The following is an 11,292-nucleotide window of genomic DNA, read 5'->3' as shown; positions in this document are numbered from 1 at the left end:
GCTATCACGGCCTACGATAAGTCACTGGCTCACCGTCAAGTTGCACCACCTGCCCGGATTGGGCAGCGTAACTGAGGTGTGCAGCAGCCTCACCGGCACCCATCTTCGCATGGATCCCAGACATGTCTCCAAACAGTTTTCGAGCGATAGTCCACGGCGTCGCCGTCCCTTCGGATGGGAGAGCCTCGATAACTGCGTCGACGCGCTCGCGGTGATGTACCCGGATAGCCTCGATACGATCATCGAGCGTAACAACTGCACCGTGGCCCGGCCGGGCTTTTCGACTTACATCAAGCGCGGTAATTTTATCCAGTGTCTGAAGGTATTGTTCGAGTGGTTCGTGGGTCGCAGTTCTTGTATCACTTCCGCCGACATTCGGCGTGTACATCGGCAGCACGGCGTCACCAACGTACAGTGTTCGGTCGTCCCTGAGAGAGATGTGACCACAGGTATGTCCTGGAGTGTGCAGGAATTCCAAGCCCCTGACGGTATCACCGTCTGTATGGCTGGTTACCGGAACGGTGTCCGGTATCGGAGATGCGATGTCGTTTTCGCGAACGTCGCGGATAATTTCAGTGGGGGCTCCCCACAGTTCGAGTGTCTCAGTGTCCCTCTTGACCCGCCGTTGTCGCTCAACCCGGTAATCCCGTAGTAACGGTGCGTCCTGTTCGTGCATGTGTAGTGTTGCGTCTGCGGCTTCGGCCAGTCGTGGTGCGCTTCCGACGTGGTCAGCATGCCAGTGTGTCAGGATAATGTGGTCAATATCGGCTATCTCGAATCCTTGTTTTTCCATTTCAGCCCGGAGTACACGCCACGGCTGCTCACCGGGTGGGCCAGGGTCGATGACAACACCCCGATCCGGGAACACATATGTACTGTTTTCGCCCTCTGGACTACCGTGGGCGTGAGAGATACGAAACGACATCATTCGACAGCAAATAGTTCAGCTGCAGTTTGATAGAGAATACGGTCAATAGCATTTTCGGGGAGCGATAACGAACGGATCTCTTCGACGTTCTCACCGATATCTGGGACCATCGGCCCTGGCCAGTCACTGCCGAAGAGTGTCTGATCAGCAACCGCGTCCAACTGCGGGAAATGGCTCAGTAGGTTGGATGGCGGAATCGACGAGACATCGAAATAGATGTTGTCATGCCGCCGCAGTAAGAACCATGCCTCGTCGGTGTACATCGGACGGCCTCCATGGGCCATAATGATGTCCAAATCGGGAAAGTCCACAGCCACGTCATCGAGTGGCATCGGGTCTGCGAGTCGAGACCGAGCGCCGGGGAAGATGCTGGTCCCCGTGTGAACCATCACCGGAATATCGGCCTCGGCACAGCGCTCGTAGAGTTGGCGGAGCCCATAGAGGCCGCGGTATCCGGGATCTGTCAGGTAATCGTTCGCCTGGATGTTCTGGTGTGGCGGGTGGAGTTTGATACCATCCAGAGCCAGATCGTCGATTGCACGGTCGAGCTCTCCATCTGGATCATCTGTTTCCGTTGGGTCGAAGCCACCAAAGGCGAAGATACGCTCGGGTGCGGCGTCACGAAACGATGCAGACCACTCGTTCACGTCGTGAGTGTATCCCAGAATCGGCGTCACGTAATTAATGATACCAGCCCGCTCAATACCCTGCTCATCGAGATATGCCACGAACTGGTCCGGGTTTCGAGCTAATTCTACTTTTTTGTCGTATCCGTGGCCGTACTCACGTAGCAGTGCTTGGGCGGAATCGTCAAGCCGCCAGAAGGGATTCATATGGACGTGCGCATCGATGACTCGTCCAATCTCAGTGGTATTGGCAGCGCTATTGGCCATGTAACTACAATACGTAGTATTCAATTTATAATTGCTGGTCCCCCTGAAAGTGCAGCTACTCATCGCGCACTTGGACAGAGATGGCGATAGCACCCGTTCTCGGATCGAGATCTTCGAAATCAACTCTGAGGGGTGTCTCGCATATCGGGCAGGTAATTGCGACACGGAGCGTACCATCTTTGATGCTGTCCGGAACGTCGCCATCATTTTTGAGCTCGTCACCGCACACTGGACACTGTGGAGTATCGTAGCTCATTCGTTGGATTAGAACTCCAGTCTTGACGATAATAAAGATTCGACTACGAATCGTTCAGTCAAACCGGCCTGTCTCCTTGTAGTCGCGGCTAAGTTCGATGTAGTGCTCCTGTACCATAGCGATCTCTTCGCGCTGCTCATCGCTCAGAGGCCGTGTCTCCGCTGGGACACCGTAGGCCAGATGGCCGTCAGGAATTGTCTGTCCTTGTCTGACGAGACTCCCCGCTGCTACGAGGCAGTTCGACCCCACTGTTGCCCCGCGGAGAACCGCGCTGTTGATGCCCACTAACGAGAATTCCCCAATCGTTGCGTAATCGATGGTAACATTATGTCCAACGGATACTTTGTTTTCTAACTCCGCACCGTGTAGCATCGTAAACTCCTGAACGTTGCACTCCTCGCCGACGGTAGTCGGACGCTCGCTATCGTCACCACGCAAACAGACAAACGGCCAGACACTGCTGCGCTCCCCGACCGTTACATCGCCAATGAGAGCAGTCATGTCCGAGACAAACGCGGACTCTGCTACTGTCGGTGATTCACCGTAGATGGACTCTTGCACAAATTAACTCAAACGGGCCATCTACATGGCTTTTCGGTTGCAGCAGATGGCTGGGCAGCGTCGATATTCAACTTCCAACGGATACCGCAAATCACAGAGTATTAATACTTATATTCCTGCCTCTTCCGTGTGTTCATATGCGGATAACCGTATTAGGCGCCGGTACTATGGGGCATGGTATCACACAAGTGAGTGCGATGGCTGGACATGATGTAGTCCTTCGTGACATAGATGAAGATCAACTCTCTGAGGGGCTACTTTCCATCAAATTAAATCTTGAAACTGGAATTGATCGTGGAAAGGTCACTGAAAATGAAAAAGAAGAAACACTTGACAGAATAACCACGGTGACTGATCTCGAAACTGCCGTTGATGAAACCGAGATGATTATCGAAGCGGTGCCGGAGAAAGTAGATCTGAAAAAGAACGTTCTCTCAGAGGCCGAGGCTGCCGTCAGCGAGGATGTCGTTTTAGCAACCAACACTTCGTCGCTCTCCATCACTGAACTGGCGAGCGCGCTCGAACACCCTGAGCGGTTCATCGGCCTGCACTTTTTTAACCCCGTCCACATCATGTCCCTCGTCGAAGCGGTCGTAGCCGAGCAGTCGAGTGACCAGACCCGCGAGTTTGCGAAAGACTACGTCGATAGTATCGATAAAACACCAGTTGTCGTACAGGACACGCCAGGCTTTGCCTCCTCTCGTCTCGGTGTTGCCTTGGGCGTTGAGGCGATTCGAATGGTCGAGGAGGGCGTCGCATCACCTGGCGACATCGACACTTCAATGGAACTCGGTTATAATCATCCTGTCGGCCCGCTTGAGCTCACCGACATTGTCGGGCTGGACGTACGTTTGGACATTCTCGAATACCTGCGTGAGGAACTTGGCGAACGATTTAAACCACCACAGTTACTGAAGCGGAAAGTTCGAGCGGGCAAGACTGGACAGAAATCAGGCGAGGGGTTCTATGTCTGGGAAGACGGCGAACCGGTCGCGATGAGTGGTGACTGGGGTAACCAATGACCGAGGTATCTGCGATGCTGGACGCTGATTACGAGGCTATCCGCGTCGAACGGTCTGGAGATGGCGTCATCACGGTCGTCATCGACCGCCCCGAAGCACGGAACGCGCTAAACAGCACAGTCCGGACAGAACTCGCAGATATCATGCCGGCTATTGATGAATCAGACGCCCGCGTGGCCGTTCTCACTGGGTCGTCGGATTGTAACGCCTTCGTCGCCGGCGCGGATGTGAGTGAACTCCACGAGCGAGACATGCTGGAGCAGCGCCGCGCAAGTCAGCGCCCGCGGATCTATGAAACCATCGCAGACTTGCAGACTCCGGTCATTGCCCGTATTAACGGACACGCACTCGGCGGCGGCCTCGAACTCGCGACGGCATGTGACATCCGTATCGCTTGTCGCGGAGGGAAACTCGGACAGCCAGAAATCAACCTTGGTATCATCCCCGGTGGCGGAGGAACCCAGCGGTTACCTCGACTCATCGGTGAGGGTCAGGCTATGAAACTCATCCTCACAGGCGATCTCATCGATGTCGACGAGGCATACGAGATCGGGCTCGTCGACGAAATTTGTGAGTCGGATGCCCTTGACGATTGCGTGGGTTCGATTACGAGTTCAATCGTTGAGCAGAGTCCACTCGCACTACAGTATGCAAAAGAGAGTGTCCGAGCTGCATCCCAGATGGACCTCAAGAACGGTATCGACTACGAGGCCCAACTGTTCACACAACTGTTCGCAACAGAAGACAAGAACGAAGGTATCGAAGCCTTCTTCGAGGACCGAGATCCGTCCTGGCAAGGCCGGTAACGACAGGTTCCGTCCCCCTATACGTTCGTCTTCTCTACCGATTCGTGCCACCTTGTGGAGTGAATGGTAGTGTCGAATGGCCTACTAATAGTTTCAACTACACTGAAATAGTGAAATTAAATCAAAATAGTCCAATACCGAAAATTATAAATACAAGGTTTCGGTTTGTTATATTGCAGGGACAGTAACAATCCATGACCAGCGATAGCCTCTGACGGAACGCTCAGCTCTGGCCCAACTAGACTCTAGTGTCACAGCCGTATCCGTTCCACTCCTCTGGTTACTGTTCCTGCTTCTTCATATCAGTCCCACTCACATCATTACTTTAGCTTGGAATTGCGAGTTCTGTAGTAAGCGCTTTCGTTAAATTGGTGAAGTGGTGATGAATATCAGATACGATGTGTTGTAGTGAGATTATTTCTAATCAATATAAGTGTAACCGCTCAGAAAGAGTACGAACTGATCGGAGACTGATCTAGTATTTTAGAATTGGATTAGTCGTTTAGTAGTCCTAACTCCTGTACTGTTGGGAGATGCCAGTCGTACGTCACCGCGGCTAATCGAGATACAATGGTCATTACCGCACACACCACAGCAGCAGTACTCTCAGTGGCTCCCAGCGTTCCCAGAACCCAGTATGCACTCCCACCGAGGACAGCACAACTCGCATAGAAATCCTCGAAAAGGATAAATGGGGCCCGATCGAGCAGAATATCTGCGAGCGCTCCTCCTCCGACAGCGTTGATTGTTGCAATAGCAACGACGCCAAATGCTGATACACCCGCCTCAGTTGCGACAATAGCACCCGTTGTAGCAAAGGCAGCGAGTCCGATAGCATCCGCAACAAGGGTAACTGGATGAGTATCTGGCGACGGCAAAATGATGCTCAGTGTAATCGCTAAGCCAACACCGAGTAGCCCCAGACTGATTTCGATCGGCGACTGGAGAACTAATGGAATCCGTGTAACGAGTAAATCGCGGGTTGCACCACCTGCAAATGCCATTGCCAGTCCAACGATGACAATCCCGAATACGTCGAACTCCTCGCGAATCGCCTTTGATGAGCCAACGAGGGCGAACGCAATCAGGCCGATCGTGTTCATAACAGCGAATGGGCTGATAGCTAAGATTGCAATGAAATTCTGACTCACTACCCCCAAATATGTGAGCCAGTGTCTTGAGTGCTACGCGTCAATATTCTTTCTTTAATATATACCGACTGTACAAACAAATGTGCAGTATCCAGCATGAATGGGAGCGTGTCATAGAAACGTTCCCAGAGAAGGCAGCAGGGTGTTGGAACTGTGTCCACCAGCTCCGACGCTCTGCTGCTTCCCTTAGAAGGCTTTCTATGACACGCTGTTCTACTGTACTGTATGCCGGTTTGGTAAAGAAATCTGACGAGAGAAATAAACGAACTGATGAAAGAGAGATTCGAGAGTAGTAAGCTGCTACTATTGATATGGCCGAAGTAAACAAATATATTTGACCGGTGAGTATTACCTTATTTCAGTATATTAGGTGCAGATAAAGACATTTAGACGGCATATTGAATTTTGCCATCTAAAGAGCTATATATGGCAGTATATCCCATTAATTACGATTACAACTGTTGTTTTATTTATTTAGATGGTTATCCACCGGCTGCCTTCCGCCTCATAAAATAAAAAATTCGGGCGGTTACCCAGCGATGTTATACGGGATATAGATAGTGAGGTCGGGGAAGAAAATGATCAGGAGACCAACGAGCATCACGGGTAGGTGGGTCGATGACGCCACAGCCGACCGTCAGCGAAATCGTCGCCAGCACGATCACTGACAATGACTCCTTCTTGCCGGTCTGTTCGCAGGATAACGAGCACCTCACGGGCGTCTTATTGGCAGATCTTGCGACCGAGATCATCCATCGGTTGCGAGCGTCCGAACCGGACACAGCCACGTGCCGGGAGCTGGCCACCGCCGTCGAGCGCGCTGGCGAGTGCATGTCCTTCATCTTCCCGACGACAGATTGCGCGCCAGTCGAACGCGACAGTAGCCGTTTTGGGCCGTTCGCGTGAGGTGCCGACTGGTAGCCCAACACCACAGCTACGACTGAACGCGACACAGTGCCCGCACAGGCCGACGAGTGGCGACTCCACTACATGGTTGGTGACCTCCCCACTACACGGAGTGTACGACCGACTTCCCCACCGTCGAGAACTCTACGAGCAGTACCATCGCGGCGACTACGACCAAGACGTCACCATCGAGCGCCGGGCGGTGATCGAAGGATGACCGTCCGCCACGGCAACTACTCCGACGTCGGCGACGTCCTCTTGGGTCTCGGCGACCTAGCCATACACTGGCCCTGATATCGACGTCGGCGTTGCGGACACAGCACAGCTACGTGGCCGAGCGTATCCTGATACGGCTGAGGAACCGGGCATCGGGTTAACGGCGAAGCCCAGTTTGAGCGGATTCAACGAACGTTCACCACCGCTGGCACGAGTCGCGGGCCGTTCAACTCCGGTGTTGATGCACCCGACACTCACTAGTCGCGGTATACGCCGAACGTGAGATGGCACTACCTGTCACGTTCATCCCGATGGTGAGGCCTAGATGGCAGCTGACCACGCGACGATCAAGCGCGCGTTTCGGCTGCTGAATGTGCGCCTTAGATGTTGCCTGGCATCCGGCAGCGAGTCCGTCGGCTGACGCTGTGGGCACTCCACGCGGACGATGAGACATCAATCCCAGCTCTCGTGATTCCGTTCCGATGCGGTAGTCTCGACGAATGTTCGCAGACGCTTCGCATCGACAGCTTCCGAAAGGGAGTCAAGTGCTTGGTTAGCGTCGTCTCGCCGCCGTTCAGCGTGCGTTCGAAGGGACGTCTTGTCAAGTGAAGGTGGAACGACCATTGCCTCGCTTGGAGGAACGTTGAGAACGACTTCGATTTGTCGGGCAGTGCTGAGCCCGTGTCCAAACTGCTCAAAGTGTTCACGGTCCGGTGAGTCGAACCCAGCGAGTTGGGCTCCAAGAAGGGTGGCAGCTTCACCGAGATTCCCTGCTGTCTCTTCGAAGAACACTGTGCTATCGTCGCCTGTCCACGAAGCCGGCGTGTAGGTTCGCCAAAACCCTTCTGTAATAGTTTCGAGAGCCACTGTTAGTGTCTCGAAACAACCGCTTGATCGAGTTTCGGGCACGGAGCTGAGTGCTGAGATAGCTGATGCATACAGGTAATCTCCGGCCAACAGCGCCGACATCGGGTCCATTGTAATCGAGTGGGCATGTTTGTCAGTGTGCGTGACAAGAAGTCGGTTTCGAAGACGAACGTAACCCCAGAGTAGTTCGATTGCCGTAGCAGCATGAACGACGGGATCGGGGTTTCGATGATTGGACAGTGAGTCATACACATTCACCACCAACCGCCCATACCACCTATCACTGGCTTCCTGCAAAATCTCACGGACGAGTGCTAATCCGGCTTCGTCTGCGTCATTGCTCACTTCCTCTAATTGTCGATCAATTTGTAACGAACGGACTGGTGTCGGATCAGTCATTGCCTGTAGCCTCGATATTGGTTTGATCAAGGTCGACTCTGGACTCAGTCAGATTGCTTCCGCGCCAGGTACCACGCTGATACCATGCATAAGCAATGACTGCCCCCACAACATTCGAGATGGCGAACGACAACCAAATACCACTCTCTCCCAGCGGGCCCGCAGTGATCCACGCGATGGGGAAGCGGACGACGCCGAGCGTCAGCACTGAGATGGCAGCAGCAGTAAGCGTCTTTCCTGCACCCCGGAAACTGCCTGTGTACGCCCGCATAATACCCATAAAACCGAACGTAAGCGCGACATACCGAATAAACTGCGCACCGATATCAACGACCTGAGCGGCGTTCGCTTGATCAGTACCGACGAACATCGAAACGATGGGTTCTGGGAATAGGAAAGCGACTATTCCTGCGACCGTGAGAATCCCGAAGAGCACTTTCGCTGCCAGTTGAGTGGCCTTTTCCGCACGGGCTGGTTTATTTGCCCCCATATTCTGGCCCGTCATTGTTTCGACGCCCCGCGCGACGGCAAGCGCGGGGAGGAAGGCAACTGAGAATACACGCGTTCCGATGCCGTACGCAGCCACGACTGTGTCCGGGAAGATCGCCACGATGATCAACAGCAGGTTCATCGAAAGTGCCCGTCCAGTGCCCTCGATCGATGCCGGCAGGCCGATGCGGATGAGCCGCCGGAGATACGAGAGGTCAGGAATCATATCCCGTAGGTTAATCTGGACCCCGCGGTTCCCCCGGAACATAATCGCCAGTCCGACAAAAAGGGCGAGCGCTCGTGAAAATACGGTCGCGATGGCAGCACCTTCAATCCCGAGTTCGGGAAAAGAGAGCGTGCCGACGAGCGGCGCGTTCTCGACGACTGTCCACCCGAAAATCAAAAACGGATCGATGATGATATTAATCACGACCGATCCGAACATTACTAGCATCGGCGTAATTGTGTCACCGTATCCGCGCATGAGTGCGACAAAAACTAGGAAGCCGAACATGAATGGCAACCCAACCGAGATGACTTCCATATATCTGGTCGCCAGCGGTAGAACATCTTGCGACGCGCCCAACAAGCCGAGGAAAGTCGCCACACCGAAATATCCCATTACACCGAGGATGAGGGATACAATGACGGCAAACATGACCGTCTGTGAGGCGGCGTATTGGGCTTCGCGTTCCTCGTCTGCACCGGTAAATTGGGCGACGAGGACGCTCCCGGCAACGGAGATGCCCATTCCAAGCGAGATGAGCAAGAAAACCATCGGGAACGCGAAGCTAATCGCCGCCAAGGCGTCCGTGCTGTACTGGCCGAGCCAGAACGTATCTGCGAGGTTGTACGCCGTTTGAAAAAGGTTAGTCACAACAATCGGCATCGACAAGAAGAACAGCGGCTTCCCGATGCTACCCGATGTCAGGTCGAACTCTTCGGGGCCTTTGAATAAGGAAAAAATAGTACTTCGAACCTTCATTGGTGGGTAGTCTCCGATAGTTCGGTTCCGAGAAGATATCCATTAACATACTGTATGATTGACTTAGACAATTCCTCAGAGGAACGATCCATGGCAACTCCCCGAGTGTGGGCACCCGTGATCGCCGTCACGAGAAATTCAGCAGCGACGGCCGGCTCAACAGTTGCGTTGAATTCACCGCTTTCGACGCCAGCCGTTATGATACCTAGTAAACGTTCGAAGAGTGCCTTGTCAAAGTTGAGGAGCCGCGTCTGGATCGTTTCGTTGTACGGTGCCTGCGCCTTCGCTTCGAGTAAGGCTGTTCGAATCTCGTGGCCGGGTGCGGATCCGTCATCAATGAGGACTGTATTAAGCAGCGCATCGAGTTGTGCTTGCGGTGTCCCTCCGTCAATTGACGGAAGCCGTGCCGTATATCGATTATAAATAAAGTCAAGAAGTTCGATAAAGAGAGCCTCTTTGCTGTCGTAGTAGTAGTAAACGGTAGCTTTGCTTCGTTTTGCCTCGCCAGCGATATCTTCGAGAGTGAGATTGGCATAACCATGTTGGCAGAGCGCCCGATACGTCGCCTCAAGGATTTCAGTAGCTGTATCATTGTCCATCGTGGTCTCTACATCTGCTTACTAATTAGTTAGTCAAAAATGTTACGTGGGTAATGATGTCCCATCTCATTATGGACAGAAATGGTGCCCAGTGGTCTATTCTGAACTAATTGATTAGTTAGTATTATTGGGATTGTCGGACGAGTCACAACCGTTATCCAATTAAAAAATAAAACAACTACCTAATGACCGCACCATCGGATCGAACCTTCTCAGAACCTGACGAGGCGATCATGGAGGCAACCTACCGGGCGCTTCGTGAACACGGGTACGCTGACCTCACGATACAACGAATTGCAGATGAATACGGAAAATCTACCGCTGCAGTGCATTACTACTACGATACGAAGGACGAACTCCTCGCGGCATTTCTCGATTATCTCCTGGAACGGTTCGTCGATTCGATACAAGATGTCGAGACGACTGATCCGGAGGAACGGCTGGAAGTGCTGCTTGACGAACTCCTCATCAAACCACAAGAGAACCCCGATCTCTCGGTCGCGTTGTTGGAAATGCGGAGTCAAGCACCTTACAAGGAAACGTTCAGTGAAAGATTCAAACAGAACGACGAGTACATTCGGTATATGCTCAAAGCAGTCGTCAATCACGGGATTGACGAAGGTGTGTTCAACGATGTCGACGCCGACCACGTAACCCGCTCACTCATGACTATTGTCGATGGTGCCCGGACCCGGGCAGTAGTTCTGGACGATAGCGATGGTCTCGAAACGGCACGGCGAACTGCCCGTGAGTACGTCGACGCGATGTTACGGTGACGGTCACGGCCATAAGCAACATTCTGCAGGTTCTAAAAATGGCGACTGACGAAGGTTAGAAACTGCAATCTGTCCGTACTTGTGTCAGAGTCCGTATTCACATTGCTGATTCTCGGTCACGCCAACAGCATATCCGAGAATAGTTTGTTTGTCGAGATCACTGAACTCGTACGGAAGTAATCGGGGTGCAAATGTATATTCCTCACCTTCCCCATTAGAAACCGTAACCTCAGAAATTCGTTTTCGAGTCCCAGACCGTAGGACGTCAACCAGATCCTGGTGAAACTGATCAGCGACCGAATCAGTTAATAAATCACCTATGGAAACGCTGCTACCCGGATATACCACCGTTATCGACAAAATATTTGCGTCGTCCTGTAGTCTGCGGCTCTCCCAGCCTGCAGGCGGACGATATCTTCTCGCGGTGCGGTCGCTGTC

At 53.0% G+C, this 11,292-nt stretch carries 14 protein-coding genes; 5 read left to right on the top strand and 9 right to left on the bottom strand.

The window, feature by feature from the left end; translation table 11 throughout:
• Positions 1-4: 4 nt before the first annotated feature.
• Genes KZ498_RS23310 through KZ498_RS23295 form a run of 4 tightly spaced genes read right to left on the bottom strand, consistent with a single transcriptional unit; the run spans position 5 to position 2,638 of the window.
• The gene (locus KZ498_RS23310) at positions 5-925 is read right to left on the bottom strand and encodes an MBL fold metallo-hydrolase (RefSeq protein WP_312621994.1); all 921 of its coding nucleotides are present in this window, start codon (positions 923-925) and stop codon (positions 5-7) included.
• Positions 925-1,821 carry an amidohydrolase family protein gene (locus KZ498_RS23305; protein ID WP_312621993.1) on the bottom strand — a complete coding sequence of 299 codons (897 nt, stop codon included), beginning with the start codon at positions 1,819-1,821 and terminating at the stop codon, positions 925-927. Before KZ498_RS23305 ends, KZ498_RS23310 begins: the two co-directional genes overlap by 1 nt.
• 55 nt (positions 1,822-1,876) lie before the next feature.
• Positions 1,877-2,077, bottom strand: coding sequence for a hypothetical protein (locus KZ498_RS23300; protein WP_312621991.1), 201 nt, complete (start codon positions 2,075-2,077; stop codon positions 1,877-1,879).
• Positions 2,078-2,131: 54 nt separating this feature from the next.
• On the bottom strand, positions 2,132-2,638 hold the full coding sequence (locus KZ498_RS23295) for a gamma carbonic anhydrase family protein (RefSeq protein WP_312621989.1): 507 nt from the start codon (positions 2,636-2,638) through the stop codon (positions 2,132-2,134).
• Between the two features lie 137 nt (positions 2,639-2,775).
• On the opposite strand from KZ498_RS23295, the gene KZ498_RS23290 reads away from it, so the two are divergent.
• Both KZ498_RS23290 and KZ498_RS23285 read left to right on the top strand, forming a co-directional pair.
• Positions 2,776-3,660, top strand: a complete 885-nt coding sequence (locus tag KZ498_RS23290; protein WP_312621988.1) for a 3-hydroxyacyl-CoA dehydrogenase family protein — start codon at positions 2,776-2,778, stop codon at positions 3,658-3,660.
• Positions 3,657-4,466, top strand: a complete 810-nt coding sequence (locus KZ498_RS23285; RefSeq protein WP_312621986.1) for an enoyl-CoA hydratase-related protein — start codon at positions 3,657-3,659, stop codon at positions 4,464-4,466. Before KZ498_RS23290 ends, KZ498_RS23285 begins: the two co-directional genes overlap by 4 nt.
• A gap of 494 nt (positions 4,467-4,960) precedes the next feature.
• Here KZ498_RS23285 and KZ498_RS23280 read toward each other — a convergent pair whose 3' ends face one another.
• The gene (locus KZ498_RS23280) at positions 4,961-5,569 is read right to left on the bottom strand and encodes a TRIC cation channel family protein (protein WP_312622105.1); all 609 of its coding nucleotides are present in this window, start codon (positions 5,567-5,569) and stop codon (positions 4,961-4,963) included.
• Positions 5,570-6,235: 666 nt separating this feature from the next.
• Between KZ498_RS23280 and KZ498_RS23275 the strand changes: the two genes are divergently transcribed.
• Together KZ498_RS23275 and KZ498_RS23270 are read left to right on the top strand one after the other, a co-directional pair.
• Positions 6,236-6,523, top strand: coding sequence for a hypothetical protein (locus KZ498_RS23275; protein ID WP_312621985.1), 288 nt, complete (start codon positions 6,236-6,238; stop codon positions 6,521-6,523).
• A gap of 91 nt (positions 6,524-6,614) precedes the next feature.
• Entirely contained in the window at positions 6,615-6,740 is a 126-nt protein-coding gene (locus tag KZ498_RS23270) for a hypothetical protein (protein WP_312621984.1), read from the top strand.
• Between the two features lie 452 nt (positions 6,741-7,192).
• Here the strand turns inward: KZ498_RS23270 and KZ498_RS23265 are convergent, their stop codons facing one another.
• From KZ498_RS23265 to KZ498_RS23255, 3 genes are read right to left on the bottom strand one after another with little or no spacing between them, the layout of a single operon-like run.
• Positions 7,193-8,005, bottom strand: a complete 813-nt coding sequence (locus tag KZ498_RS23265; protein WP_312621983.1) for a polyprenyl synthetase — start codon at positions 8,003-8,005, stop codon at positions 7,193-7,195.
• Positions 7,998-9,479: an MATE family efflux transporter gene (locus KZ498_RS23260; RefSeq protein WP_312621981.1), complete on the bottom strand. Its 1,482-nt coding sequence runs from the start codon at positions 9,477-9,479 to the stop codon at positions 7,998-8,000. Before KZ498_RS23260 ends, KZ498_RS23265 begins: the two co-directional genes overlap by 8 nt.
• Positions 9,476-10,078 (bottom strand): TetR/AcrR family transcriptional regulator, encoded by a 603-nt coding sequence (locus tag KZ498_RS23255; protein WP_312621980.1) that lies wholly within the window; start codon positions 10,076-10,078, stop codon positions 9,476-9,478. The genes KZ498_RS23260 and KZ498_RS23255 overlap by 4 nt, the downstream gene beginning before the upstream one ends.
• 185 nt (positions 10,079-10,263) lie before the next feature.
• Between KZ498_RS23255 and KZ498_RS23250 the strand changes: the two genes are divergently transcribed.
• Positions 10,264-10,854 carry a TetR/AcrR family transcriptional regulator gene (locus tag KZ498_RS23250; RefSeq protein WP_312621979.1) on the top strand — a complete coding sequence of 197 codons (591 nt, stop codon included), beginning with the start codon at positions 10,264-10,266 and terminating at the stop codon, positions 10,852-10,854.
• An 84-nt stretch (positions 10,855-10,938) separates the two neighbouring features.
• Here the strand turns inward: KZ498_RS23250 and KZ498_RS23245 are convergent.
• On the bottom strand, positions 10,939-11,292 hold a 354-nt coding region (locus KZ498_RS23245; protein ID WP_312621977.1), incomplete at its 5' end, for a hypothetical protein.

The sequence above is a fragment of the Haloarcula sp. 1CSR25-25 genome (assembly GCF_032027985.1).
GTDB lineage: Archaea > Halobacteriota > Halobacteria > Halobacteriales > Haloarculaceae > Haloarcula.
The sequence above is the reverse complement of the archived record's forward strand: the minus strand, read 5'-3'. Positions and strand labels throughout refer to the sequence as shown.